Origin of the sequence: Prauserella sp. PE36, assembly GCF_003311655.1 — a bacterium.
Lineage (GTDB): Bacteria > Actinomycetota > Actinomycetes > Mycobacteriales > Pseudonocardiaceae > Prauserella_A > Prauserella_A endophytica.
Map to the genome: position 1 here is coordinate 111,014 of NZ_QEQT01000029.1, position 25,821 is coordinate 136,834.

General features: G+C 69.9%; 25 protein-coding genes. 10 read left to right on the forward strand and 15 right to left on the reverse strand.

What is annotated here, in order from left to right; translation table 11 throughout:
• Positions 1-295: 295 nt before the first annotated feature.
• Both DI005_RS02025 and DI005_RS02030 read right to left on the reverse strand, forming a co-directional pair.
• The gene (locus tag DI005_RS02025; protein ID WP_113641086.1) at positions 296-1,888 is read right to left on the reverse strand and encodes an alpha/beta hydrolase; all 1,593 of its coding nucleotides are present in this window, start codon (positions 1,886-1,888) and stop codon (positions 296-298) included.
• A gap of 91 nt (positions 1,889-1,979) precedes the next feature.
• A complete protein-coding gene (locus tag DI005_RS02030) occupies positions 1,980-2,855 on the reverse strand; it encodes a septum formation family protein (protein ID WP_113641087.1) in 876 nt (291 codons plus the stop codon).
• Between the two features lie 159 nt (positions 2,856-3,014).
• On the opposite strand from DI005_RS02030, the gene DI005_RS02035 reads away from it, so the two are divergent.
• The gene (locus tag DI005_RS02035; RefSeq protein ID WP_369973552.1) at positions 3,015-3,233 is read left to right on the forward strand and encodes a DUF3311 domain-containing protein; all 219 of its coding nucleotides are present in this window, start codon (positions 3,015-3,017) and stop codon (positions 3,231-3,233) included.
• Positions 3,230-4,876 (forward strand): monocarboxylate uptake permease MctP, encoded by a 1,647-nt coding sequence (gene mctP / locus DI005_RS02040; RefSeq protein WP_113641088.1) that lies wholly within the window; start codon positions 3,230-3,232, stop codon positions 4,874-4,876. Before DI005_RS02035 ends, mctP begins: the two co-directional genes overlap by 4 nt.
• Here mctP and DI005_RS02045 read toward each other — a convergent pair.
• Both DI005_RS02045 and DI005_RS02050 read right to left on the reverse strand, forming a co-directional pair.
• The gene (locus tag DI005_RS02045) at positions 4,870-6,087 is read right to left on the reverse strand and encodes an RNA polymerase sigma factor (RefSeq protein WP_113641089.1); all 1,218 of its coding nucleotides are present in this window, start codon (positions 6,085-6,087) and stop codon (positions 4,870-4,872) included. The two genes, mctP and DI005_RS02045, sit on opposite strands and share 7 nt — an antisense overlap.
• Before the next feature lie 2 nt (positions 6,088-6,089).
• The gene (locus tag DI005_RS02050; protein WP_113641090.1) at positions 6,090-6,449 is read right to left on the reverse strand and encodes a YciI family protein; all 360 of its coding nucleotides are present in this window, start codon (positions 6,447-6,449) and stop codon (positions 6,090-6,092) included.
• An 86-nt stretch (positions 6,450-6,535) separates the two neighbouring features.
• Between DI005_RS02050 and DI005_RS02055 the strand changes: the two genes are divergently transcribed.
• Positions 6,536-7,102, forward strand: a complete 567-nt coding sequence (locus DI005_RS02055; protein ID WP_112265710.1) for a peroxidase-related enzyme — start codon at positions 6,536-6,538, stop codon at positions 7,100-7,102.
• 51 nt (positions 7,103-7,153) lie between these two features.
• On the opposite strand, the gene DI005_RS02060 is transcribed toward DI005_RS02055, so the two are convergent.
• The 3 genes from DI005_RS02060 to DI005_RS02065 all read right to left on the reverse strand — a co-directional run bounded on the left by DI005_RS02060 (position 7,154) and on the right by DI005_RS02065 (position 9,826).
• Positions 7,154-8,086 (reverse strand): helix-turn-helix domain-containing GNAT family N-acetyltransferase, encoded by a 933-nt coding sequence (locus DI005_RS02060; protein WP_113641091.1) that lies wholly within the window; start codon positions 8,084-8,086, stop codon positions 7,154-7,156.
• Between the two features lie 173 nt (positions 8,087-8,259).
• Complete coding sequence (locus tag DI005_RS38455) at positions 8,260-8,421, reverse strand: hypothetical protein (protein WP_199542446.1); 162 nt, start codon at positions 8,419-8,421, stop codon at positions 8,260-8,262.
• Between the two features lie 208 nt (positions 8,422-8,629).
• Complete coding sequence (locus tag DI005_RS02065; RefSeq protein ID WP_112265707.1) at positions 8,630-9,826, reverse strand: ATP-binding protein; 1,197 nt, start codon at positions 9,824-9,826, stop codon at positions 8,630-8,632.
• Between the two features lie 129 nt (positions 9,827-9,955).
• Here DI005_RS02065 and DI005_RS02070 point away from each other — a divergent pair, with 129 nt between their 5' ends.
• Together DI005_RS02070 and DI005_RS02075 are read left to right on the forward strand one after the other, a co-directional pair.
• On the forward strand, positions 9,956-10,999 hold the full coding sequence (locus DI005_RS02070) for a glycerophosphodiester phosphodiesterase (protein WP_113641092.1): 1,044 nt from the start codon (positions 9,956-9,958) through the stop codon (positions 10,997-10,999).
• Positions 11,000-11,099: 100 nt separating this feature from the next.
• Complete coding sequence (locus DI005_RS02075; protein WP_112265702.1) at positions 11,100-11,684, forward strand: DoxX family protein; 585 nt, start codon at positions 11,100-11,102, stop codon at positions 11,682-11,684.
• 64 nt (positions 11,685-11,748) lie between these two features.
• Here DI005_RS02075 and DI005_RS02080 read toward each other — a convergent pair whose 3' ends face one another.
• The 3 genes from DI005_RS02080 to DI005_RS02090 are packed head-to-tail and all read right to left on the reverse strand — an operon-like array spanning position 11,749 to position 14,926.
• Positions 11,749-12,564 carry an ABC transporter permease gene (locus tag DI005_RS02080; protein ID WP_112265700.1) on the reverse strand — a complete coding sequence of 272 codons (816 nt, stop codon included), beginning with the start codon at positions 12,562-12,564 and terminating at the stop codon, positions 11,749-11,751.
• Complete coding sequence (locus tag DI005_RS02085; protein ID WP_112265698.1) at positions 12,561-13,532, reverse strand: ATP-binding cassette domain-containing protein; 972 nt, start codon at positions 13,530-13,532, stop codon at positions 12,561-12,563. Before DI005_RS02085 ends, DI005_RS02080 begins: the two co-directional genes overlap by 4 nt.
• Before the next feature lie 56 nt (positions 13,533-13,588).
• The gene (locus DI005_RS02090) at positions 13,589-14,926 is read right to left on the reverse strand and encodes an acetyl-CoA C-acetyltransferase (RefSeq protein ID WP_113641093.1); all 1,338 of its coding nucleotides are present in this window, start codon (positions 14,924-14,926) and stop codon (positions 13,589-13,591) included.
• A 98-nt stretch (positions 14,927-15,024) separates the two neighbouring features.
• On the opposite strand from DI005_RS02090, the gene DI005_RS02095 reads away from it, so the two are divergent.
• Positions 15,025-16,368: a 3-oxoacyl-ACP reductase gene (locus DI005_RS02095; RefSeq protein WP_112265694.1), complete on the forward strand. Its 1,344-nt coding sequence runs from the start codon at positions 15,025-15,027 to the stop codon at positions 16,366-16,368.
• A 1-nt stretch (position 16,369) separates the two neighbouring features.
• Positions 16,370-17,215: a MaoC/PaaZ C-terminal domain-containing protein gene (locus DI005_RS02100; RefSeq protein ID WP_112265692.1), complete on the forward strand. Its 846-nt coding sequence runs from the start codon at positions 16,370-16,372 to the stop codon at positions 17,213-17,215.
• Here DI005_RS02100 and DI005_RS02105 read toward each other — a convergent pair.
• Complete coding sequence (locus DI005_RS02105; protein WP_112265690.1) at positions 17,202-17,861, reverse strand: TetR/AcrR family transcriptional regulator; 660 nt, start codon at positions 17,859-17,861, stop codon at positions 17,202-17,204. The genes DI005_RS02100 and DI005_RS02105 overlap by 14 nt on opposite strands.
• A 184-nt stretch (positions 17,862-18,045) precedes the next feature.
• On the opposite strand from DI005_RS02105, the gene DI005_RS02110 reads away from it, so the two are divergent.
• On the forward strand, positions 18,046-18,507 hold the full coding sequence (locus DI005_RS02110; protein ID WP_112266716.1) for an SCP2 sterol-binding domain-containing protein: 462 nt from the start codon (positions 18,046-18,048) through the stop codon (positions 18,505-18,507).
• A 1-nt stretch (position 18,508) separates the two neighbouring features.
• Here the strand turns inward: DI005_RS02110 and DI005_RS02115 are convergent, their stop codons facing one another.
• A complete protein-coding gene (locus tag DI005_RS02115) occupies positions 18,509-18,967 on the reverse strand; it encodes an FxsA family protein (RefSeq protein WP_113641094.1) in 459 nt (152 codons plus the stop codon).
• Between the two features lie 68 nt (positions 18,968-19,035).
• On the opposite strand from DI005_RS02115, the gene DI005_RS02120 reads away from it, so the two are divergent.
• Positions 19,036-20,430: a pentapeptide repeat-containing protein gene (locus DI005_RS02120; protein ID WP_113641095.1), complete on the forward strand. Its 1,395-nt coding sequence runs from the start codon at positions 19,036-19,038 to the stop codon at positions 20,428-20,430.
• A 20-nt stretch (positions 20,431-20,450) separates the two neighbouring features.
• On the opposite strand, the gene DI005_RS02125 is transcribed toward DI005_RS02120, so the two are convergent.
• From DI005_RS02125 to pdhA, 3 genes are read right to left on the reverse strand one after another with little or no spacing between them, the layout of a single operon-like run.
• Complete coding sequence (locus tag DI005_RS02125; RefSeq protein WP_113641096.1) at positions 20,451-21,779, reverse strand: dihydrolipoamide acetyltransferase family protein; 1,329 nt, start codon at positions 21,777-21,779, stop codon at positions 20,451-20,453.
• A gap of 10 nt (positions 21,780-21,789) precedes the next feature.
• The gene (locus DI005_RS02130) at positions 21,790-22,818 is read right to left on the reverse strand and encodes an alpha-ketoacid dehydrogenase subunit beta (RefSeq protein ID WP_112265682.1); all 1,029 of its coding nucleotides are present in this window, start codon (positions 22,816-22,818) and stop codon (positions 21,790-21,792) included.
• Positions 22,818-24,035 carry a pyruvate dehydrogenase (acetyl-transferring) E1 component subunit alpha gene (pdhA, locus tag DI005_RS02135; RefSeq protein WP_112265680.1) on the reverse strand — a complete coding sequence of 406 codons (1,218 nt, stop codon included), beginning with the start codon at positions 24,033-24,035 and terminating at the stop codon, positions 22,818-22,820. The genes DI005_RS02130 and pdhA overlap by 1 nt, the downstream gene beginning before the upstream one ends.
• Positions 24,036-24,401: 366 nt before the next feature.
• On the opposite strand from pdhA, the gene DI005_RS02140 reads away from it, so the two are divergent.
• Entirely contained in the window at positions 24,402-25,811 is a 1,410-nt protein-coding gene (locus DI005_RS02140) for a M20/M25/M40 family metallo-hydrolase (protein WP_113641097.1), read from the forward strand.
• Positions 25,812-25,821: the final 10 nt, after the last annotated feature.

The window sequence follows — 25,821 nt, forward strand, 5'->3', positions numbered from 1 at the left end:
GGCTCCGATACTAATACCGCTCGCTGATTTGCACACAGCCTGTGGACAACTCTGTGCACAGGCTGTGGATGCCCCCGGCCCGAGACCGAAGTGCAACGCGCGCCCACGAAACGAGAAGGGCAGCCGAGACGTCCTAGAGAGTGACCGGGATCACATTTCGAGCGAGCGAGGAGGTCAGCATGTTCTCCGCAGGCCTGGCCATGATGGTCGTCGCTCTCGGCGCCACGCTCATCACAGTCTTCGGGGGTGCCCTCGAGGACGAGGACACCCCCTCGACGAAGCGGGACCGGGTGCGTCAGGCGCCCGGCGGCACTGGAAGGGGCATGCCGGGACACGACCTGTCCTCTGGCACGACACCGTCCACGAGGTAGTCCTCGACCACGTCGTCCGCGCAGGCGTTGCCGCCCGCGTAGATGCCGTGATCGCCCTCGTCGGTGATCGTCAGCATCCGCGAGCCCTCGAACGCCTCGTGCGCCCGCCTTGCGCCCTCGATCGGCGTCGCCGGGTCGTGCTCCGACTGCACGATGAGCACCGGCGGCACGCCCTCACCGTCGAGTTCCGGCAGCTTCATCGGCCGGTTCTCCCAGAAGATGCACGGCTGCACGAGCCAGCCCCAGCCGAGCAGCGGGTACTCCTGCCCGAGCTCCTCCGACTGCCGCACCACGCTGTGCCGGTTGCCGTACCACCTGCCCTCGTTGCAGGGGATGGTCCAGAAGCTGGCGTCGTAGGCGTCGGCGTACTCGCCGGGCACGATCAGCGGCTGCGGGCCGATCACCTCGGCGTCGGGCACGTACGCCGCGACCTTCTCGAGCGCCGCCGCCTGCTCGGCGTCGGTGGCCCCGTCCCCGGCGAGCGTCCGCACGCTCACCAGGTAGTCGGCCAGATCGGGGAAGGACGCCTTGTCGTAGAGCTGCGAGGCGATCGCCGAGTCCAGCTCGTTCGGCCCGAGCGGCTGGCCCTCGAAGTCCACCGGCTGCTCGGCGAGCGCGGCCCGCACCTCCTCGTAGGTCTGGCGCACGGCCTCGCCGGTGGTGCCGAAGTGATAAAGCGAGTCGTACTTCGCCATCCACGGCAGGAAGTCCTCGCGCCAGCGGCGCTCGAAGCCCAGCGGCTGCCAGTCGAACGACTCCTGCCACGTGGTGGTGAACTCCGTCGCCGAGTCGAGCACGAAGCGGCCGGTGTGCTCGGGGAACCGCTGCGCGTAGTGCGCCCCCAGCCAGGTCCCCGCCGAGTAGCCGACCCAGTTGATCTTGTCGCGGCCGAGCAGCGTGCGCAGCAGGTCGATGTCGTGGATGGTCTGGTACGTGTTGATCAGCGGGCCCAGCTCGCCCGACTTCACCTGGCACGACTCCGCGGCGTACCGCGTGCCGTCGAGGATCAGGTCGAGGTTCTCCCTGCTGCGGTCCCTCGGGTCGAGCGCGCTGCCCGTGCCGATCGCGCCGCCGCACGTGATGTTCGTGCTCTTGCCCGTGCCGCGCGGGTCGAGGCCGATGATCTCCTGGTGGGCGCGCAGCCGGTCCTGATCTCGCAGCCGCGCGGGGAACGTCCGGCCCGGCGCGCCGGGGCCTCCCGGGTTGGTCAGGACGCTGGCCGTCGCCGGGCCGTCGGTCGCCTTCAGCCTGCTGACCGCCACCGTGATGTCGGTGCCCTCCGCCGGGTTGTCCCAGTCGCGCGGCGCGAGGAACGTGGCGCACTCGATGTCCTTCGCGCCCTCCGGTGGGGGCGACGACAGCTCGTCGGGTGCGCAGACGTGCCAGTCGAGCCGCTGCTCGGTGTAGCGCGCCGGGATCTCGACCACGTCGTCCTGTGCACCGGCCGCAGGCGTCGTCCCGGCCAGCAACGAGGCTGCGAGCGCGGGAACGGCCACGGCGAGGCGAAGTGTTCTCATATCGGATTGCCCCTCAGCTGTCGTGTACCGGCCGACATTAGATCTTGGCCGCGCGCGACGGGCAACCGATCGTTCGTTGGTCCTTTGTGTTCTACCGGGGCAGAGGCGCCGAACCGATGCCGCGAAGTGGTCTGGTCACCGGATCCTGGGTCTCGGCGTAGCACGTGACGTTGGTGAAGCCATTCCGCCAGTTCACCTGATCCGGCCACCGCCACGAGGCGGCGACGTCGTCGCGCGTGGTGCCGAGGTACTCCCGCAGCGCCTGCCGGCACGCGGGCGCCGCCGCGGCGTTGAACTGCTCGTCGCTGGGAAAGGCGTCGCTGGAGCCGCCCATGCGGACCGTGCCGATCGCCTCGCCGGTGTGCGGCCCGTCGCAGGGCACCTGCTGCGGCAGCTCCTGCGACGGCCGCACCGACGAGCAGCTCTGGAACTCGTGCCCGCGCTCGTCCGCGAGGATGCCGCGAACGGAGCCGGTGCGAGACCGCGCCTGACCTTCCCCGTCGAGCTGCGCGACCCCGCAGCGGTACCAGCGGTCGCCCGCCTTCCAGTCCTCCTTGCCCGCCCACAGCAGCCACGCGCCGAGCGTCGTCGCGTCGTAGGAGTCGCTGCCGAGGTATTCGGCCGCCGCCTGCCTGCACTCAGGGAACACCTCGGCGAACACCGTCTCCTTGTCGGGCGACTCCCCCGGCATGCCGCTGCCGAACGTGCCCGCCTTGGTGATCTCGACCGTGTGCGGCTGCGCGCAGTCCACTGGGGCGGGGTCGTTTCCCGCCACGCACTCGCCGATGCCCGCCGGCTCGGGCGCCTGCTCCGAAGGCCGCGGGGCGGTGGTGACGGTCGCCTGTGGCGGTGCCGCTTCCGCCGGCTCAGCGGGTCTGGGCGTGCCCGCCACCTCGCTGGCGCACGCCGACAGCGTCACGGCGGCCACCAGCACGGCCGCGGAAAGCACTCGCCCATGTCTCGACATCGGTGAAGACCCTACCGAGGGGCGACACGAACGACTTAAGGTCAACGCCGCATTACCCGTGGGTTATCCACAAGTCATCACGAGAGCTGGTGAATTCCTGTGGCAGCACAAACCGGGAACAGGGGCTCCGGGCTGCGGTTCAGTCCGTGGAACCTCCTGTTGATCATTCCGTTCTGGATCCTCCTGACTCCCCTGTACAACCGGGAGGACCCCGCCTTGTTCGGAATGCCCTTTTTCTACTGGTTCCAGTTCGTCGGCATCGCCATCGGGGTCGCCTGCACCACGCTCGTGTACCTCGGGACGAGGCACAAGCCGGCAACCGCGCCACCAAGCGAGCCCGCCGACGTCGACGACCTCGACGAGGGGAACGCGCGATGAACGACCTGCAGTGGCCGGAGCTGGTCGTCTTCAGCGCGTTGTTCCTGCTGGTCACCGTCCTCGGTTTCCTGGCGTCGCGGTGGCGGGCCGGTTCGACGCTGGACCACCTGGACGAATGGGGACTCGGCGGCCGCAAGTTCGGGTCGTGGATCACGTGGTTCCTGATCGGCGGTGACCTCTACACCGCGTACACGTTCGTCGCCGTGCCCGCGCTGCTCTTCGGGGCCGGGGCGATGGGCTTCTTCGCGCTGCCGTACACGGTCCTCGCCTACCCGCTGGTGTTCCTCCCGCTGCTGCGCCTGTGGTCGGTGTCGAGAGCCCGCGGGTACGTCACACCCGCCGACTTCGTACGCGGCCGCTACGGCTCGCCGCTGCTGGCGACCTTGATCGCGATCACCGGCATCGTGGCGACCATGCCCTACATCGCGCTACAGCTCGTGGGGCTCGAGGCGGTGCTGCGGACGATGGGGTTCAACGCGGGTGGCTTCCTCGGCCACCTACCGCTGCTGATCGCCTTCCTCATCCTCGCCGTCTACACCTACCAGTCGGGTCTGCGGGCGCCCGCCCTCATCGCGTTCGTCAAGGACCTGCTGATCTACGTCGTCATCCTCGTGGCCGTGATCTACCTGCCGATCAAGCTGGGCGGCTGGGACACGATCTTCAGCTCCGCCGAGGAGAAGTTCGCCGCGACGGAGTCGGCGACCGACGGCCTGCTGCTGAACTCCGACAACCAACTGCAGTACGCGACGCTGGCGCTGGGCTCCGCACTCGCGCTGTTCCTCTACCCGCACTCGGTGACGGGCGTGCTCGCCTCGCGCGGCCGCGACGTGCTCAAGCGCAACATGTCCGCGCTGCCGGCCTACTCGCTGCTGCTCGGCATGCTGGCCCTGCTCGGTTTCGCCGCCATCGCGGCCGGCACCGAGGCGATCACCAACCAGGCGACCGGCAACCCGGACACGAACACCATCGTGCCGAAGCTGTTCGACGACCAGTTCCCCGCGTGGTTCGCCGGCATCGCCTTCGCCGCGATCGGGATCGGCGCGCTGGTGCCCGCGGCGATCATGTCGATCGCGGCGGCGAACCTGTGGACGCGCAACATCTACAAGGAGTTCCTCAAGCGCGACGCCACCCACGCCGAGGAGGCCAGGCAGGCCAAGCTCGCGTCGCTGGTGGTGAAGTTCGGCGCGGTGGCGTGCATCGTGTTCATCGACCCGCAGTTCTCCATCGACCTGCAGCTGATCGGCGGGGTGATCATCCTGCAGACCCTGCCCTCTGTGGCGATCGCGCTCTACACGCGCTGGCTGCACCGGTGGGGCCTCGTCGCGGGCTGGATCGCCGGACTCGGCTGGGGCCTGATCCTGCTCTACAACATCCCGAACCCCGCAACGGGCAAGGCGCATTTCGGTGGGTCGGCCCTCGCGCTGGACAAGCTGAACATCTTCGGCTGGCAGCCGTTCGCGGGCTCGACGGTGCAGATCTACGTCGGCATCGTGGCGCTGGTCGCCAACCTGCTCGTGGCCGTGGTGGTGACGGTGATCGCGCGGCGGCTGAGGGTTTTCAACGGCACCGACACCACGGTGGACGCCGACTACCACGTCGACGAGCACGACAAGGACCTGCGCCCGATCGCCGCGACTCACTGACCGGAGGGAACGCAGTCGGCGAGCCGGCGGCGCAGCAGTCTGCGCTGTGGTTCGGAGCCCGGCAGCGCCAGTGCCGCGCGGTAGCACGCGGCGGCCCTGCCGGGCTCCCCCGCCCGGAACCACAACTCGCCCAGCGCGGCGGGCAGCAGCCGGTACCCGGCGAGGCGGGGATCTTGTTGGAGGCGTTCCAGCTCCGTGATCCCGGCCCTCGGTCCGCGCACCATCGCCAGCGCGATGGCCCGGTTGAGCCGGACGACCGGCGAGGGGCGCAGTTCCACGAGCCGCTCGTAGAGGCTCAGGATCCTCGGCCAGTCGGTGTCGCCCGCGACGTGACACAGCGCGATCGCGGCCTCCACGTGGTAGGCCGTGAGTTCCGTGCCCGTGCAGGCGGCGCCGAAGGTCCGGGTGCCCTCGGCGATCATCGCGTGATCCCACTTCGAGCGGTCCTGTTCCGCGAGCAGCAGCACGTCTCCGGCGTCGTCCACGCGCGCGGGCAGTCTGCTCGCCTGCAACAGCAACAGGCCGACGAGCGCCCGCGCGTCCGGCAGGTCGGTGCGCGGGTCGGCGAGCAGCAGCCTGCCGAGCCGGATCGCCTCGCCGCAGAGCTCACCGCGCACGGCCTCGTCGCCGCTCGTCGCGTCGTACCCCTCGGTGAACAGCAGGTACAGCACGGAGAGCACGCTGTCGACGCGCCCGGGCAGCTCCTCGGGCGGCGGGAGTTCGAGCGGTCCCGCGCCGCGCAGCCACCGCTTCGCCCTTGCGAGCCGCTGCGCGACGGTCGCCGGTTTGGTCAGCAGCGCCGAGGCGATCTCGTTCACCCCGAGCCCGCCGACGGTCTTGAGCGTGAGCGCCACCTGCGAGGTCTGCGGCAGATCCGGATGGCAGCACAGCAGGATCATCGCCAGCTCGGCGTCGCCGCTCCGCTCGGTCTCCGGGTCGAGCGCGGCGAGCAGCGGCAGCTTCGCCCGCAAGGTCTGCTCGCGGCGAAGCACGTCGAGGGCCCGGTTGCGAGCCGCCCGGAACAGCCAGCCGCGCGGGTTCCTCGGCACGCCGTCGTGGGGCCACGTACGCAATGCCTGCTCGATCGCGTCGGCCACAGCCTCCTCGGCGAGGTCGAGCCTCGCGGGCCCGAGCGTGCGGGCCAGCGTGGCGACGATCTGTCCGGCGCTGTGCCGGAACAGATGCTCCACCACGCCGGCCGGCCCGCCCATGCTCAGGCCTCGCAGCCGTTCTCGCCGAGCTTGCGCACCTCGATCGGCCCGAACCGCAGGTGCGGGTGGGTGCCGAACAGCTTCGCCGCCTGGTCGAGGTCGTCCGCCTCGATCACGATGAAGCCGCCGACGACCTCGGTCGCCTCGGTGTGCGGGCCGTCGGCTGACGCGAGCACTCCGTCGGTGACCCGTACGACACGGCTCTGGCTGTGGGACAGCCCGCTGCTGATGACGAGCCTGCCCTCCTTCTCGAGGTCGTCGCTCCAGGCGAGGTACGCCTCGAGCGTGCGCTGCGCCTCGTCAGGGCTCAGTCCGGCGTGCGAGTCCTCGGCATTGCGGATGAATCCGACGTAACGGGGCATGGTGCCTCCTCAATCTCGATGCTTGTCGACGGTCACCCGGCAGACGAACGAGGACAACGGAAATCGACACGGCTAGCGTGACATCCATGAGCGAGCAGGTGAGCAGGTTCGGCGTCGTCGAACCGGAGGAGCTGCCGGAGGACCTGCGCGAGCGCATCGGCGCGATCGCCGAGAAGTCGGGCTTCGTGCCGAACATCTTCCGCGCGCTCGCGCGCAGGCCTGACGAGCTGCGGGCGTTCCTCGACTACCACGACGCGCTGATGAACCGCGCCGAAGGACTGAGCAAGGCGGAACGGGAGCTCGTGGTGGTGGCGACGTCGGGCGCCAACCACTGCACGTACTGCGTGGTGGCCCACGGCGCCATCCTGCGGATCCGTTCGAAGGACCCGGAGCTGGCCGACCGCGTGTCCAGCAACCCGTGGCAGGTGGAGCTCGACGAACGCGGCCGGGCGATCGTCGACCTCGCCCTCGCGCTGGCGCACGACTCGGCGAAGTTCGGGGAGCGGCACCTCGCGGCGGCGCGTGAGGCCGGGCTGACCGACGACGAGATCTGGGACGTCGGCTCGATCACCGCGCTGTTCGCGATGTCGAACCGGCTGGCCCACCTCACCGCGCTGAAGCCGAACCCGGAGTTCTACACGCTGGGCCGGTAGGGCGGACGCGCCTGCTGGTTCCCTTCCCGCTGCTCGCGACGGAAAGAGCCATCAGGCCCGCCCTAGCCTCGTGCGCCAGACCTCGGAGACGAGGTCCTGCCCCCAGCTTCGGTGCTCCTCGGCGCTTTCCAGTTCGAAGCCCGCTTGCCGGTAGATCGCGCGTGCCGCGGTGAGGTTGCTCTGTGTCCACAGCTCCATCGAGCGGTAGCCGGAGCGGCGGGCGAACTCGACGCACTCGGCGACCAGCCGCTTGCCGACTCCGTGCCCCCGCGCGCTCGGCTCCACCAGCAGCAGGCGCAGCTTGGCCGTGTCCGCGTCACTGCCTTCGACGCAGAAGACCGATCCGACCGGCTCGCCGTCCAGTTCGGCGATCCAGCCGGCCTGCCGTGCGGTGCCCTCGGCCCCGACGTACTCCGCGACGATCCCGGCAACGAGCCCCTCGAAGGAGGCGGTGAAGCCGTACTCCTGGGCGTAGAGCTCGCCGTGCCGCTGCACCACCCAGCCGTAGTCGCCGGCCCTCGGCGGCCGTAGCACCAGCGTGGGATCGGCGCGATGCTCGCCGAGCAGCCTCGTGATGGTGCCCATCGCGGCGAGCAGGCGGCGCTGGTCGGCCTCGGTGAGCCTGCCGAGCAGCTCCCCGATCTGGGTGTCGGTGTTCTGCTCCAGGGTGGCCTGCTTCTTGCGGCCCAGTTCGGTGAGGCCGACGGTCTGCCTGCGGGCGTCGCTCTCGGAGCGCTCGCGCACGAGCAGCCCCTTGCCCTCGAGTTTCGCGAGCAGCCTGCTGGCGTAGCCCGCGTCGAGATCGAGGCGCTTGCGCAGCTCCGGCACGTCGTGGACGTCCTGCTGGGCGAGCTCGTAGAGCACGCGGGCCTCGCTGAGCGAGAAGTCCGACCCGACGAGCCCCTCGTCGAGGACCCCGATCACCCGCGTGTAGAGCCGGTTGAAGGCGCGGACACCGGCGATCCGCTCCGGGTCGGTATTCATTGACCACCTCAACAACTTCGTTGACTATGTCAATAATAACGGCAAAAAAAGAGGCCGGAAAAATGGAAACCCCGTGATGCTGCCAGGTCGGGGGTCCGCCAGCATCACGGGGTCATGGGGGGTATCGACAGCGCCTTCGCCGGCGTTACACCCTGGGTTGATTGTAATTCAGGTCACACGCGCGGTGAGCGCTCGTAGCGGGGGCGTGTCTGCGCGATGGCGATGAGCTCCTGGCGCATGGTCGCGGTCGCGGCGTTGTCGATCGCGCGGTTGATCGCTCGGCGGGTCCGGTTCTCGGCACGGCGGACACGAAGGCGGGCGGCGATGTTGTTCATCGGTTTTGCGGCATCCCCTTAGGGGTCTCGTCGGTTGGCCGGTACGCATCCCATTATGTACCATTTTTCACAAAGTCGCCAGCGATCATCCGGTGAGATGGCTTACTCGCCGAAAGATCGTAGGTGACGGAGGTCATTCTCCGATCAGGATTGACCGCTAGCCTTGTCTACCTTTCTATAGTCGCGGAGCTAGAAAGCTGTAGAAGGCTCAATCGTCGACGCGGCTGAGTAGGTACTGGCCGAAGTGCGGCACCGTGAAGGCGATGTGCCCGCGCTCCGCGGAGTAGACGAGCCCCTTCTTCATCAGGCTGTCCCTCGCCGGCGAGAGCGACGACGGCTTGCGGCCGAGGAAGACGGCCACGTCCGACGTCCCCGCGCTCTCGTCCCGGCCCTGGGTCAGCTCGGCCATCGCGCGTAGGTACTCCCGCTCGGCAGGTGTCGCCCGCTCGACGCGTGAGCCGAAGAAGCCCACCGCCAGTTCGGCCTCGGCCTCGGGCGCAGCGACCCGCACGTCCTCCTCGGTGATCGGGTTCGACGGCGCGGCGTCCCACGCGGCCTTGCCGTACGCCTGCACGAAGTACGGGTAGCCGCCAGAGGCCGTGAACAGTTCGTCGAGCGCCTTGGGGGCGATCTCCGCCTCCTCCCGCTCGACGGGTGCGAGCACGGCCCGGTCGGCGTCTCCCCTGCTCAACCGGTCGATGCGCGTGTAGCGGAAGAGCCGCTCCGAGTACGACTTCGATGCCGAGAGCACGGCGGGCACGTGCGGCAGGCCCGCACCCACCACCACCAGCGGGGCGCCGGACTGCGACAGCTCGTGGCACGCCGCGCACAGCGCCGAGACGTCTTGCGGCACCAGGTCCTGGATCTCGTCGATCAGCAGCGCGACCCCGGTGCCGACATCGGTGGCCAGCTCGGCGACGTCGGTGAACAGCTCCACGAGGTCGATCTCGATGTCGCCGGAGTCGGCTCTGCCCTGCGCCGGGGGCACGTCGATGCCCGGCTGCCAGCGATCGCGCAGCTTCGCGTCCGGCTTGTTGGCCTTGAGCGCGAACGCCTTGAGCACGGCCAGCACCTCGTCCACCCGTTCGGGTGCCCGGTGCCGCACGGCGAGGTCACGGATCGCTCTGTGCAACGCGGCCGAAAGCGGCCTGCGCAGTTCGGCGTCGGGGCGCGCCTCGACCTTGCCCGCGCCCCAGCCACGCCGGATCGCCATCGAGCGCAGCTCGCCCAGCAGCACGGTCTTGCCCACGCCGCGCAGTCCCGTCAGCATCAGGCTGCGCTCCGGCCTGCCACGCGCGACTCGCTCCAGCACCACTTCGAACGCCTGGAGCTCGCGCTCCCGGCCTGCGAGCTCCGGTGGGCGCTGCCCTGCGCCCGGGGCGAACGGATTCCGCACGGGGTCCATCGCTACGACACTATTGGGTTCTCTAGCGCGAGACCGATATTGCGCGAGAAACGGTTATCGGCGTGTCCCGCGCGGACAGCTCCGGTTCGCCTGCCTGTCACCCACGCGTGCGAGCGTCGCCACGTGACCATGACGAAACGGACACTCGCGGTGCTCGCGACCGGGCTGGTGGCGATAGTCGCCTTCACCGGCGTCGCCACCGCCAAGCCGAAGCACAAGACCTTCGACATCCAGGCCCACCGCGGTGGGTTGGGGCTCACTGTGGAGGGCACGCTCGCCGCGTTCTCCAAGGCGCTGACGCTCGGCGTCACCACGCTGGAGCTCGATATCCAGATCACCCGCGACGGCCGCGAGGTGATCACCCACGACCGCAGGATCAATCCGGCGAAGTGCGCCGACACCGCGCCGGTGACACCAGGCGACCCCCAGTACCCGTACGCGGGCAAGTACATCAAGGACCTCACGTTCGCCCAGGTCCGCACGCTCGACTGCGGCTCACAGCGGCAGCCGAACCACCCCGACCAGGAGCTCTCCCCCGGCGCGAAGATGCCGACGCTGGCCGAGCTGTTCGCGCTCGTGCGCAAGCACCGAGCGTGGCACGTCGAGTTCAACATCGAGACCAAGGTCGAGGCCGCGGCGCCGCACGAGACCGCTCCGCGTGAGCAGTTCGTCGACCGTGTGGTGCGGGAGGTGCTCCGCTCGGGCTTCGCCCGCAACGTCTCGATCCAGAGCTTCGACTGGGGCGCGCTCATGCTGGTGCGGGAGCGGGCGCCGTGGCTGCCGGTGGTCGCGCTGACCCAGCCGGAGTTCCTGCAGGTCGGCCAGCCGGGGAAGTCGCCGTGGCTCGGCGGGCTCGACATCGACGACTTCGGCGGGAGCCCGGTGCGCGCGGTGAAGTCGTTCGGCGCGAGCGCGCTGTCCCCGGTGCACGGCAACCCGCAGGGCGGCTCGGTGACCGACCCCGACTACGTCCCCTTCACGACGAAGGCGCTGGTCGACGAGGCGCACCGCGCCGGGCTGAAGGTGATCCCGTGGACGATCAACGACAAGGCAACCATGCACAAGCTGATCGACGACGGGGTGGACGGGATCATCACCGACTACCCGGACCGGCTGCGCGAGGTGGCGGAGGAGCGCGGGTTCAAGCTCCCGAAGTCGTATCCGCTTCGCTAGCCCTTTCTAGCGTGGACGCTAGAAATCCGTAGATGGGTGAAGACGGCGAGTAGTGGGTAGTTTCCTGGCGCACTGCTTCTCCTCGTCAAGGAAGGTCGCGATGATTCTCCGTCGAGTGGCGCGCCCGCTCCTCGCCTCCATCTTCATCTCCGGCGGCATCAACGCTCTGCGGGACGCCGAGGGCCACGCGCAGGCAGCCAAGCCGCTGGTCGACAAGACCGTCGCGCCGCAGGCCGACTCGTTGCCCGACCAGGTGCCGACCGATCCGGTGAGCCTGGTGAAGATCGATGCCGCGGTGAAGATCGTCGGTGGGACGCTGCTCGCGCTGGGCCGGATGCCCAGGGTGTCAGCACTGATGCTGCTCGGCAGCCTCGTGCCCACGACCGTCGCCGGCCACCCGTTCTGGGAGGAGAAGGACTCCGAGCAGCGGCAGGCGCAGCTGGTCGAGTTCCTCAAGAACGCGGGTCTCGCGGGCGGACTCCTGCTCGCCGCGGCCGACACCGAGGGCAAGCCGTCCGTGGCGTGGCGCGCGAAGAAGGCCGCGCACGAGGCCGTGGATCAGGTGCAGGACACGGCGAGCACCGTGCAGCGCAGGACGGGCAAGGCGACCGGCAGGGCCACGAAGGCCGTCGACAAGGCGACCGGCAAGGCCACCAAGGCCGTCGAGTCCGCGCTCTCCCGCTGACCGCGCCCAGCGCGAGTTTCGGGATGGCTGACGTGGCGGAACCCTCCTGCGCCCGCCCGCGGACCTATTTGCTGGCCACCCTGCGGTACCGCGCGGTGGCCAGCGGAGCGAAGATCGCGATGATCGCCACCGAGCTGAGGATCGCGTAGAGCGCCGCGTTCTCGGCGGGCCAGCCCGACGGCAGTGGCCACCCGGCCGGGCTCGCGTTGCCGAAGAGGTCGCGTGTGGCGTTGACGGCCGCCGTGAACGGGTTCCAGTCGGCGATCGTGCCCAGCACACCGGGCAGGCTCTCCTGCGGCACGAAGGCCGAGGAGACGAACGTCAGTGGGAACATCCAGATTAGGCCCGCGCTGTTGGCGACCTCGACGCTCGGCGTGATGAGCCCGATGTAGGCGCCGACCCACGACAACGCGAACGCGAACAGCAGGATCATCAGGTAACCGAGCACGGCGTCCAAGGCGCTGCCGCGGATCCGCCAGCCGATCAGCAGGCCGCACGTCGACATCACCACCAGCACGACGACGCTCAGCACCTGGTCGGCGGTGGTCCGCCCGAGGATCACCGCGAAGCGCGACATCGGCAGCGAGCGGAACCGGTCGATGATGCCCTTCTGCAGGTCGTTGGCGAAGCCGATGACGGTGTAGGAGGAGTTGAACGCCACGGTCTGCGCGAAGATGCCCGCGATCAGGAACTCGCGGTACTCCACGCTGTCGCCGCCGGGACCGCCGATGGCGCCGCCGAAGACGTAGGCGAACATCAGCACGAACATGATCGGGAACACCGTGGCCCCGAGCAGCCACTCTGGGTTGCGCCGCACGTTCATCACGTTGCGCCAGGTGATGACGCCGCTGTCGGAGAACACCTTGGCCAGAGCGGTCACGACGGCACCTCCTCGGTCGTGCCGTGCCCGGTGAGCGAGAGGAACACGTCGTCGAGCGTCGGCCGGTGCAGCGCCGCGTCCTGCACCACCACGTCCAGCGCGTCGAGCCTGCGCAGCGCCTCGACCAAGGCCTTGGTGCCGGTGTCCACCAGGACCTCGACGCGGCGCGAGCGTTCGTCGGCCGCGGGCTCACCGCTGCCGACCTCGGCGAGCACGCGCACGGCGAGCGGCACCTCCTCGGCGGCGGCCACGACGAGTTCGAGCCGTTCGCCGCCGATCTGGTTCTTGAGCTCGTCGGGGGTGCCCCTGGCGATGACTTTGCCCCGGTCGATCACCACCACGGAGTCGGCCAGCCGGTCGGCCTCCTCCAGGTACTGCGTGGTGAGCAGCACGGTGGCGCCGGTGGCGACGAGCTGTTCGATGACCTCCCACATCTCGATCCGGCCGCGCGGGTCGAGCCCGGTGGTGGGCTCGTCGAGCACCACGACGCTCGGCTCGGCCACGAGCGCGCCCGCGAGGTCGAGCCTGCGCCGCATGCCGCCCGAGTAGCCCTTCGCGGGCCGGTCGGCGGCCTCGTCGAGGCGGAATCGGGCGAGCAGCTCGCGCGAGCGCTTGCGCGCCTGCGGTTTGCGCTGCCCGTAGAGCCGGGCGACCAGGTAGAGGTTCTCGAAGCCGGTGAGGTTCTCGTCCACCGCCGCGTACTGGCCGGAGAGCCCGATCGAGCGCCGCACGCCGTCGGGGTCGGTCAGCACGTCATGCCCGGCCACCTCGGCCTCACCCGAGTCGGGCAGCAGCAGGGTGGTGAGGATGCGGACCGTGGTCGTCTTGCCCGCGCCGTTCGGCCCGAGGAGGCCGAGTACCTGCCCGGTGGGGATCTCCAGGTCCACGCCGTCGAGTGCCCGGGTGGTGCCGTAGTGCTTGACGAGGCCGCGTGCCCTGACCGCGACTCCCTTGTCGGTGTCGGACATCACGCCAGACTAGGAGCGCCCCCCGACAAAAGTCGTGCGATTCCGCCGTGCGCGAACTACCTTTCGAGGATCGCCGTGATCCCCTGGCCCCCCGCCGCGCAGATCGAGATGAGGCCCCGGCCGGATCCCTTCTCCTGCAACAGTTTCGCGAGCGTGCCGACGATCCGGCCCCCGGTCGCAGCGAACGGGTGTCCCGCGGCGAGCGAGGAACCGTTGACGTTGAGCTTGTCGCGGTCGATGGAGCCGAGCGGCTCGTCGCGGCCGAGTCGTTCCTTGGCGAACGTCGGGTCCTCCCAAGCCTTGAGCGTGGCGAGCACCTGCGAGGCGAACGCCTCGTGGATCTCGTAGAAGTCGAAGTCGCCGAGCGTGAGCCCGGCGCGGTCGAGCAGCCGGGGCACGGCGTACACGGGCGCCATGAGCAGGCCCTCCTCGCCGTGGACGTAGTCGACTGCCGCCGTCTGCGAGAAGGTCAGGTACGCCTGCACCGGCAGGTTGTGCTCCTTGGCCCACTCCTCGGTCGCGAGCAGCACCGTCGAGGCGCCGTCGGTGAGCGGCGTCGAGTTGGCCGCCGTCATCGTGCCTTCCGGCCCGCCGTAGACGGGCTTGAGCTTGGCGAGTTTCTCCGGCGTCGAGTCGGGACGCAGGTTCTGGTCGCGGGTGAGGCCGAGGTACGGCGTGACGAGGTCGTCGAAGAACCCGCGTTCGTAGGCTGCGGCGAGCCGCTGGTGGCTGGTCGCCGCGAGCTCGTCCTGCTCCTCGCGCGTGACCTCCCACGTGTTGGCGGTGAGGGACGCGTGCTCGCCCATCGACAGGCCCGTGCGCGGTTCCGCGTTGCGCGGGATCTCCGGCACGATGTGGCCCGGCCGGATCTTGGCGAGGAGCTTGAGGCGGTCGCCGAGCGACCTGGCCGCGTTCAGCCGCACCAGCAGCCTGCGGAGGCTGTCGTTGACGGCGAGCGGGGCGTCGCTCGTGGTGTCGACGCCGCCCGCGATGGCCGAGTCGAGCTGCCCCAGCGCGATCTTGTTGGCGACGTTGACGATCGCCTGCAGGCCCGTGCCGCAGGCCATCTGCACGTCGGAGGCCGGCGTGGCGGGCGAGAGCCTGCTGCCGAGCACGCACTCCCTGGCGAGGTTGAAGTCGCGCGAGTGCTTGAGCACCGCGCCGGCCGCGACCTCGCCGAGCCGCTCGTCCTGCAGGGAGAAGCGGCTGACCAGCCCGTCGATGGCCGCGGTGAGCATGTCCTGGTTCGACGCGTTCGCGTAGGGACCGTTGGAGCGGGCGAACGGGATCCGGTTGGCTCCGATGATCGCGACCTTGCGCACTGTCTGTGCTTTGCTTCGCCTGCTGCCGGTGCTCGTCCTGCGTGCCTTCTCCGGCTTCTGCGCTGAGGTCATGGCTCCTCCTGGTCAGCGTTCACGCACCCACTGGCGAGTGTAACCTACTCGCGAGTAGGTTAGGCTGGCGGTGCACAATCGGCACGGGAGGCAATCCGATGGCTGACAGGTATCAGCGGTTCACCAGGACACCGGTCGGGAAGTTCGTGGTGCCGAGGCTCGGCCTGCCGAACCCACCGACCCTGCGTCGCTACCGGCCGGGACAGCCCGCTCTCGATGGTCCCGCACTTCTCGGCAGCGCGCCCGGTGGCAGGCTCGAGAAGGTACTCACCACCCAGCTCGGCGCGATCGGGCTGGACGTCCACACCGCCGCGGCCGACGACGTGCGCTACGGCGCGCTGGTCTTCGACGCCACGGGCATCACCGAGCCCGCAGCGCTGCGCGAGCTGCACCGCTTCTTCCACCCGGTGATCCGCCGCATCGCCGCCAACGGGCGCGTCGTGGTGCTCGGCACCCCGCCCGAGCAGGCGCAGGGCCGCGAGCACATCGCGCAGCGCGCGCTCGAAGGGTTCACCCGCTCCGTCGGCAAGGAGCTCAAGCGCGGTGCCACGGCGCAGCTCGTCTACGTCGGCGAGGGAGCCGAGGACGCGACCGAGTCGACTCTGCGGTTCCTGCTCTCCGCGAAGTCGGCGTTCGTCGACGGCCAGGTGATCCGGATCGGCACGGGCGGCGTCACCACGGCGCGGGCGCCGGAGAGCTGGGAGGAGCCCCTTGCCGGCAAGGTCGCGCTGGTGACGGGCGCCTCGCGGGGCATCGGCGCCGCGATCGCCGAGGTGCTCGCGCGCGACGGCGCGCACGTGGTGGCGCTCGACATCCCCGCGCAGGGCGGCGACCTCTCCTCCGTCGCCAACAGGATCGGCGGCTCGGCGCTGCAACTCGACATCACCGCCGTCGACGCGCCCGCCAAGCTCGCCGAGTACCTCACCCAGCGCCACGGCGGCGTCGACGTCGTCGTCCACAACGCGGGCATCACCAGGGACAAGACGCTCGGCAACCTCAGCGACAGCGCGTGGGACGCCGTGCTGAACGTCAACCTCGTGGCCCAGCTCGCCGTCAACGACACGCTGCTCGCCGAGAAGGTACTCAAGGAGAACGGCCGCATCATCGGCGTCTCCTCGATCGCGGGCATCGCGGGCAACCTCGGCCAGACCAACTACGCCACCAGCAAGGCGGGGGTGATCGGGATGGTCCACGACGGCACGCCGAGGCTCGCCGAGTACGGCGGCACTATCAACGCCGTCGCCCCCGGTTTCATCGAGACGCAGATGACCGCGGCGGTTCCGGTGGTGATCCGCGAGGTCGGGCGGCGGCTGTCGAGCCTCGCCCAGGGCGGCCTTCCCGTGGACGTCGCCGAAACCATCGCCTGGTACGCCAACCCCGGCTCCTCGGCGGTCAACGGCAACGTCGTGCGCGTGTGCGGCCAGGCGTTCCTGGGGGCGTGACATGACGGTCAAGGAGCTCACCGAGGCGCCGAGCCTGTCGAAGCTGTACCCGAAGGCGGTGGTCGGCGGCCTGCGCAAGGCGGGTGGCGAGACCCTGCCGGAGATCGAGTACGTGCGCGCGGGCGTGGTCGCCGACCCGGCGCACGTCGCCGCGTACAACCAGGTGTGCGGCTTCCGGCTCACCGACGAGCTGCCGGCCACCTATCCGCACATCCTCGCTTTCCCGTTGCAGGTGGCGCTGATGTCGGAGCAGGAGTTCCCGTTCCCGCTGCTGGGCATGGTGCATGTGGCCAACCGCATCACCCAGCACCGCCCGGTGCGCATCGGCGAGGAACTGACGCTGCGGGTGCGGGCGGAGCACCTGCGCCCGCACGAGAAGGGCAGGCAGTTCGACGTCGTCAGCGAGGCGATCGCGGGCGGCGAGACGGTGTGGACCGACGTGAGCACGTACCTGCGGCGGGGCGGCGGGTCCGGTTCGGGCGGCAGGAAGGAGCAGCTCGCGGCGCCGTCGGCGGACGCGATCTGGCACGTGCCGTCCGATATCGGGCGCCGCTACGCCGAGGTGTCGGGCGATCGCAACCCGATCCACCTGTATCGGCTCACGGCGAAGCTGTTCGGCTTCCCGTCGGCGATCGCGCACGGCATGTGGACCAAGGCCCGCAGCCTCGCCGCGTTCGAGGGCAGGCTGCCCGGCGCCTACACCGTCGACGTGCGGTTCAAGCTGCCCGTGCTGCTGCCCGCGAAGGTCGCGTTCACGACCTGGCGGACCGATGAGGGGTGGGCCCTGGAGTTGTGGAACGCGCGCAAGCCAAAGCCCCATCTCGAGGGCACGATCACGACTCGGTAGGCCGCCAGACCTCGCCCTCGACCAGGTCGTTGAAGCCGAGCCAGATCAGGTTCATCAGCCACGACGCGAGCACCCCGTCGGAGACGTCGGAGTGGTCGAGCCACCAGTCGGCAAGCGACTCGGCGGCGCCGACGAGCGCGGCGGCGAGCCCCTCGCCGGAGAACTCGGCCTGCTCGGCGAGCCCCTTGCGGGCGCCGGCGGAAACGACGAGCCCGGACACCAGCTCGATCGCCTTGCTGCGCAGCGCGTCGACCTCACCCGCGAACGGGCCGCCCACGGTCAGTGCCTGCCGGTGCAGCACCGTCCATGACTCGCGGTACTCGGCGACGAACCCGTAGAACGAGCGCAGCCCGTGCCACAGCTGCATGTCCGGCGGGACGTCCGGTTTGATGCCGGTCTGCACGGCCTGCAGCAGCCTGCCCGCCTCGCGGCGGATGCAGTGGATGAACAGGTCCTCCTTGGCGCCGAGATAGCTGTAGATCATCGGCTTGGACACGCCCGCGACATCGGAGATCTCGTCCATTGACGCGGAGTGATAGCCGTGACGCGAGAACACCGCCACCGCGGCGTCGAGAATCTGCTTCTCCCGCACCGCTCGGGGTAGCCGTTTAGCCCGTTCGGGCGAGCGTCTTACGTCCTCGGTCACCAGAACCTCCTGTCCTCCCGGAAACGCTACCCGGCAGGGAGGTTCCGCTCGGTTTGCCGCCTTATCTACCGCTGAGTAACCTTACGCCGTGTCCTCGGAAAGCGTCCTGGACGACTTCGCTCGCAGCATCGACGTGCGGGCGCTGAGCACCGAGCAGTTCGTTCAGCTGCTCGAAACCCTCCACATGTTGGACACGGCGGGCGCGGGGGTGTCGCTCACGTCGTTGTCCACGGAGGTGCTCGCCGGAATCGTCGGCCGGGCCTCGAAAGAACAGATCAAAGGAATCGCGCAGCACCCGGAATTGCGCGCGGTGTTTCTCGACGAGATCTTCAGGCGAATGTCCGATCATTTCCTGCCGCAGAAGGCTCAGCACCTGAGCATCGTGGTCGGCTGGCGCTTTCCGGACGGCTCCGAGGATTTCGACCGGTTCCAGACGGTGATAGAGGACGGCCGGTGCGTTTCGAGCGCCGACTGCGCCCGGACCGCGGACACGACGATCACGGTGGCCGTGGAGGATTTCATCAGGATGGCGACGGGCAACGCCGCCGTGGCCACGATGTTCGTGACCGGCAAGGTCAAGGTGAAGGGCGAGTACGCGCCGGCGGTGCGGTTCAGCAGCTACTTCGACATACCCAAGGGCGCGTAGGTCACTGCGAGTCGATGATCATGCGCGGCGGCGGGTCCTGGTCGCCCTTGTTGTCGCCGACGACCTCGCTGTCGACCACGATCACCCGGCCCTGCGCCGGGTAGCCGAGCGGAGCGCGCTTCTCGATGCGGCGCACCCACGCCTTGCGCACCACCGCACGCGTCGGCGGCAGCAGCAACAGCAGGCCGAAGACGTCGCTCACGAAGCCCGGGATCAGGATCAGCAGCCCGCCGAGGCCCACGAGCATGCCGTTGGTGACCTCGGCGTGCGGGGACCGCCCCGACCGCGCGGTGGCCATGAACGCGCGTGCTGCCTTGCCCCCCTCGCGGCGGGCGAGCCACGAGCCGAGGAAGGCCCCGGCCAGCAGCACGCCGAGCGTGGGCAGGAACCCGATCAGCGAAGCGACCGCCCAGACGGCGGCCACCTCGGCGACCAGGTACAGCAAGAACACGACTGCCATACCCGGACAACGCGTGAGTCGGCCCTTTTGCTCCCGCGCTGCGCGCTGAATGGATAACGTCACCCCTCGTGAGCGGGATCTTCACCTGGGACGTGCTGCGCTTCGTGGTGGTCGGGGCGCTGATCGTGGCGGCGCTGATGATCATCAGGGTCGGCGCGAGGCGCGGCCGGTGGTCTCGGCCCTGGGCGGTGCTGTTCGCCCTGGCACGCGTGCTCGAACGGCTCTCGAAGCTCGTGCCTTCGGGCATCGCGGCGTCGGTGCTCGGCTGGCTCCTCGTGGCCGTGCTCGTGGCGAGCGGCACCGCGGCCGGGCTGCTGTGGCTGCTCGGCTGGCCCCGGTTCCCCGCCGCGAGCGAGTTCGGGGTCGCGCAGACCCTGGAGCTGCTCAAGATCGCGCTCGCGGTGGTCGCCGGCTTCGGCGGGGTGGTGCTGCTCGCTCTCAACCTGCGCAAGCAGCGGGTGGCGGAGGCCCAGCACGACCTGGAGGTCGAGCGGGGCGACCGCGAGCAGACGCAGGCCTTCAACGAACGCTTCGGCTCCGCAGCCGAACAACTCGCCCACGAGAACGCCGCCGTTCGCATCGCGGGCATCTACGCGATGGCCGGCCTCGCCGACGACTGGACCGACCAGCGACAGGTGTGCGTCGACGTCCTGTGCGGCTACCTGCGGCTGGCGGAGGACGAGAACGCCGAGTCCGAACGGGAGGTCCGCGACACCGTGCTGCGCGTGATCCGCGACCGGCTGGCGCGGTGGGGCGGCGTCGCCCTCGACTTCACGGGCGTCACCTTCGTCGACGCGGACTTCAGCGGCCTCACGTTCAGCGGCGACGTGACGTTCGACCGGGCGAGCTTCACCGGCGCGCTCACGTCGTTCGAGAAGACGACCTTCAACGGGCTGCTGAGCTGCCACGGCACCACGTTCTCCTCGGAACGGACGAGTTTTCGCTCCGCCTACTTCGGGAAAGCGCGGGCGGAGTTCGTCGGCGTGGAGTTCGGCGGCAAGGTCATCGACTTCTGGCGCATGGAGTTGCACGGGCAGTGCATCGACTTCTACCGCACCAGGTTCGACCAGCAGCAGCTGGACTTCTCGGGAGCGCTGGTCAAGGCGGGGACGTTGCGGTTCGACCGGTGCGAGTTCGCCGACTCCCGGCTGGACCTCTCGCTGGACTACGAATTCGAGGACTTCGGCGGCACCTTCGGGTTGAACCAGACCAGCATGGGGCAGGTGGTGGTCGAAGGCTGCGGCTTCGAGCGCTGCTCCGTCGAGCTGCGGGACCTGCACTGGGCGCCGTCGTACCTGTGGCTCATCGACACCCGCTTCGAGGCGTGTGAGCTGGGGCTGCCCGCGGGGCCCACAGAGAGGCTGCGTCCCTGGCTCAACGCCCGCGAGGTGGAACTTGTCGACACGGATCTACCCGAGGCGCACGTACGCAGGCGGCACCCGGACGCCGCGGCCCACCCGTAGGCGGGCCGCGGCATCGGGGCCTAGTATGTGATCGCCACGGCCGGATCGGCGAGCAGCGCGCCGACGTCGGCGAGGAACTGCGAGCCCTGCTGACCGTCGATCACCCGGTGGTCGAAGCTGAGCGACAGCTGCATCACCTTGCGCACGGCCAGCTCGCCGTCCACCACCCACGGCATGTCGCGGATGGCGCCGACCGCCAGGATGGCCGACTCGCCGGGGTTGATGATCGGCGTGCCGGTGTCGACGCCGAACACGCCCACGTTGGTGATCGTGAACGTGCCGTTCACCATCGCCTCCGGCGGCGTCTTGCCGTCCCTGGCCGTGGCGGTCAGCTCGTCGAGTGCCCTGGCCAGCTCCACCAGCGACATCGCGTCGGCGTCCCGGATCTTCGGCACCACGAGCCCGCGCGGGGTGGCCGCGGCGATCCCGAGGTGCACGTAGTCCTTGTAGACGATCTCGCCAGCTTCGCCGTCCCACACCGCGTTGACGTCCGGTGTCCTGCGCGCGGCGAGGCACACGGCCTTGGCGGCGAACGCGAGCGGCGTGAGCTTGACGCCCGCGAACGCCGGGCTCGTCTTGAGCTTCTCCCGCAGCTCCATCATCGGCGTGACGTCGACGGTGAGGAACTCCGTGACATGCGGGGCCGTGAACGCGCTCGCGACCATCGCCTGCGCGGTGGCCTTGCGGACGCCCTTGATGGGCACCCTCCGCTCCCGGTCCCCGGTCGGCACCGGCTCCGGTGCCGAGGGCTCCGCCGCCCGCCGCACGTCCTCGCGCGTGATCACGCCGCCCTCGGCCGAGCCGGTGAGCTCGCGCAGGTCGACGCCCAGTTCCTTGGCGAGCTTGCGCACGGGCGGCTTCGCGAGGGGGACGTACCCGCCGCGAGGCGGTGCCGCGGCTCCGTTCACGGCTTCCACCGGTGGGGCCTCGACCGGTGCCGGCTCGACCGCCGTGGGCTCGGACGCGGCTGCCTTGCGCGGGCGGCGCTTGGCGACCACGTTCTTCGAGCCGTAGCCGACGAGGGGCTTCATCTCCTCCTCGGCGGCCTGCCGCGGTGCGGGCGCGGACCCGTTGGCGGCCGCGGCGGGCGCCTCGGCGCCGTGCGGGTCAACGTCGACCGTGAGAATCGGCGTGCCGACCTCCACCGTCTGCCCCGGCTCCACGAGCAGCTCGGTGACCACACCGGCCCACGGGATCGGCAGCTCGACAGCGGCCTTCGCCGTCTCGATCTCCACGACGATCTGGTTGACCTGCACCTCGTCGCCGGGCTTCACGCGCCAGCCGAGGATCTCCGCCTCCGTCAGCCCTTCCGCGGTGTCGGCAAGGGGGAACTGCTTGTACTCGGGCATACCCTCCCCCTCACCAGTCCAGCGCGCGGTCGACGGCGTGCAGCACCCGGTCGAGGTCCGGGAGGAAATGCTCCTCCAGCTTCGACGGCGGGTACGGCGTGTCGAACCCGGTCACGCGCAGCACCGGCGCCTCCAGCGAGTAGAAGCACTCCTGCTGGACGCGGGCGGCGATCTCCGAGGTCAGCGACGACTCGGCTGATGCCTCGCTCACCGTGATGAGCCGTCCGGTGCGGCGCACCGACTCGAACACCGGCTCGAGGTCGAGGGGCGAGAGCGTGCGCAGGTCGATGACCTCCAGCGACCGGCCCTCCTCCTCGGCCGCGGTCGCGGCGTCGAGGCACACCTTCACCGAAGGCCCGTAGGCCACCAGGGTGGCCGCGTCACCGCGGCGCAGCACCCGTGAGGCGAACAGCGGGTCGGGCGTGGCGGCGGTGTCGACCGGCGCCTTGAGCGCACCCGAGTGGTAGAGCCGCTTCGGCTCGAAGAACAGCACGGGGTCGTCGGCGGAGATGGCCTGCTGGATCATCCAGTACGCGTCCACCGGGTTCGAGCACGAGACGACCTTCAGCCCCGCGATGTGGCTGAACAACGACTCCGGCGACTCGGAGTGGTGCTCGACAGCGCCGATCCCGCCGCCGAACGGCACCCGGATGACGATGGGGACCTTGACCTTGCCCTGTGTGCGGTAGTGCAGCTTCGCGACCTGGCTGGAGATCTGGTCGAAGCCGGGGAAGATGAACCCCTCGAACTGGATCTCGCACACCGGCCGGTAGCCGCGCACCGCGAGGCCGACCGCGGTGCCGATGATCCCGGACTCGGCGAGCGGCGTGTCCAGCACCCGGTGTTCGCCGAAGTCCTTCTGCAGGCCATCGGTGATGCGGAAGACGCCGCCGAGCTTGCCGACGTCCTCGCCCATGACGATGACCTTGTCGTCGGCCTCCATCGCCCTGCGCAGGCCGAGGTTGAGCGCCTTTCCGATCGTGAGGTTCTGCACGCTCGACGTCGGAGTGTCTACTGTGGATTTCACGGGAGCCGCCATCAGTGCTCACCCGCCCCGAAGCCCGCGAGGTAGGAGAGGTACTCCTCGCGCTGGGCCTCAAGCACCGGCGAGGGCTCCGCGTACACGTTGGCGAAGACCCGCTCCGGCGGCGGTTCCGGCATGTTGAAGCAGTAGTCGCGCAGCTCGGCGGCGAACCGGTCGGCCTCGGCCTGTACCTCGTCGAAGAACTCCTGGTCGGCGCTGCCCGTGCGCGCCAGGTGCACGCGGACCCGCTCGATGGGGTCCTTGTGCTTCCACACCTCGAGCTCGTCGGAGAGCCGGTAGCGCGTGGGGTCGTCGGTGGTGGTGTGGGCGTCCATGCGGTAGGTGAACGCCTCGATCAGCACCGGACCGTTGCCGTGCCTGCACTCCTCGAGCGCCCAGCGGGTGACGGCGAGGCAGCCGAGCACGTCGTTGCCGTCGACGCGGATGCCGGGGAAGCCGTAGCCCCGCGCGCGCTGGTAGAGCGGCAGTCGCGACTGGCGCTCCGTCGGCTCGGAGATGGCCCACTGGTTGTTCTGGCAGAAGAACACGAGCGGCGCGTCGTAGACCGCGGCCCACACGAAGCCCTCGTGCACGTCGCCCTGGCTGGTGGCGCCGTCGCCGAAGTAGCAGATGGTGGCCTCGGCGGTCTCGTCCGCGTCGGCTCCGCCCACCTTGCCGTCGAACTTCTGGCCCATCGCGTAGCCGGCGGCGTTGAGGACCTGGTTGCCGATGACGATCGTGTACGGATGGAAGCGGTGCTGCTGGAAGTCCCAGCCGCCGTGGTCGGTGCACCGGAAGATGCCCAGCAGCTCGCGGAAGTCGACGCCGCGCGTGTAGGCGACGCCGTGCTCGCGGTAGCTGGGGAAGGCCATGTCGCGCGGCTTGAGCGCGCGGCCGGAGCCGACCTGTGCGGCTTCCTGCCCGAGCAGCGGAACCCAGATGCCCAGCTGGCCCTGGCGCTGCATCGCGTTCGCTTCCCGGTCGGCGCGGCGGACCAGCACCATGTCGCGGTAGAGTCCGCGCAGTGCCTCGGCGTCGATGTCGGCGACATAGGGGTCGAACATCGCCGACGAGACGCGCTCGCCTTCGGGAGTCAGGAGCTGAGTGAGCTCAGCACCGCCTTCTGTAGTTGCTCGCAAACCCGCAATCACCTGTTCTGGGGTCGGTTCCGCCGCTGTCGCGGCCGGTCCGGCGCCAGGCTCCGGGCGCGTCCACTGTTCGGGGGACGGCATGCGCTATCTCCTTGGGATCGTGCCGCGCAGCCGCTTGTGGCGGTCGCTACGGCGCACCGGCGGCCACCGTTCGCGTCTCGGGTCCGAGCGCTCAGGTATCCGTCGGCGGTGACGGTTCACGTCGTCATCCTGGCACGAACCGGCCGGTTCTGGAGAGGCCCCGAGTCCGTTTCGTTGCCCCGAATCTGCTGTTGAGCTGCGGAAACGCTTGGAAGACCGACCATGTGCCCGCCGAAATTCGGTGGTGCGAACGGGCGTTAACCAGCCCTTCGCCGGAGACCCGGCCGTTCGCCGGTGGCGTGGCAATACCAGCCGGTACACCCACTGTGACGTGTGCCACAGAGCTTTCGTGCCACGATCAGGAGCATGGACGAGCGACTGGTGCGGGAGACGGTAAGGAACCTGTGGGCGCGAGAGGCACTGGCCGGCCTCTCCGAGTTCGTCGCCATCCCGGCGCTCTCCCCGGCCTTCGACGCCGACTGGCCGAGAACCGGCCACCTCCACGCCGCCGTCGAACATCTGCGGGCCTACCTCGCCGAGCGGCCCATCGCCGGAGCGAAGGCCGAGGTCGTGGAGCTACCGGGGCGTACCCCGGTGCTCCTGCTCGACGTCCCGGCGCGCGCGGCCACCAACCCGGAGACCGTGGTCGTTTACGGCCACCTCGACAAGCAGCCCGCGGCGGGAACGTGGTCGCCTGGACTCGGGCCGTGGACGCCCGTGGTGAAGGACGAGAAGCTCTACGGCCGCGGCGCGGGCGACGACGGCTACGCCGGGTACGCGGCGGCCACGGCGCTGGAGGCGCTGCACGCGGCGGACGGCAGGCACGCGCGCACGGTGGTTCTGCTGGAGACCGGCGAGGAGTCGGGCAGCCCCGACCTCGCCGCCTACCTCGAACACCTCGCCGGGCGGCTCGGCCGCGTCGGCCTCGTGGTGTGTCTCGACACCTCGGGCGCCGACTACGAGCGGCTCTGGCTCGCCACGTCGCTGCGCGGTATCGCTTTCCTCGACCTCACCGTCCGCGTCCTCACCTCAGGGGTGCACTCCGGGCACGGCAGTGGGCTCGTGCCCAGCAGCTTCCGCGTGCTGCGGGAGCTGCTCGACCGCATCGAGGACCCGCGCACGGGCCGGATGAAGTTGCCCGAACTCGAGGTGGGGGTGCCCGCCGACCGGCTCGCCGAGATCAGGGTCGCCGCCGAGGAGGGGTTCCTCGCGCCGCAGCTGCCGCTCGCCGACGGGGTCCGCTACGTCACCGACGACCCCGTCGAGCTGGTGCTCAACAACACCTGGCGCACCACGCTCTCGATCACCGGGGCCGACGGGCTCCCGCCGATCCTCGACGCGGGCAACGTGCTGAGGCCGTACACGAGCCTCAAGCTGAGCTTCCGCCTGCCGCCCACCGTCGACGCCGGGTCGGCGCTGCAGGCCATCGAGAAGGCGCTCACCACGGACGTACCATTCGGCGCGCAGGTGGAGCTGGCGAGGGCCGAGGCCGCCGATGGCTGGAACGCCACGCCGAGGGCGCCGTGGCTGGAGTCCACATTGGACGAAGTGAGCGCCGACGTCTTCGGCAAGCCCTGGCGGGCGCTCGGGCTCGGTGGCACCATCCCGTTCCTCGGCCTGTTCGGGCGGGCCTACCCCGACGCGCAGTTCGTCGTCACCGGGCCGCGAGGCCCCGGGAACAACGCGCACGTGCCCGACGAGTGGCTGCACCTCGAGCAGACCGAGCGGGTGACCGAGGCCGTGGCGCGCATCCTGCACGCGCACGCGACGGCCTGAACGAAAGGAG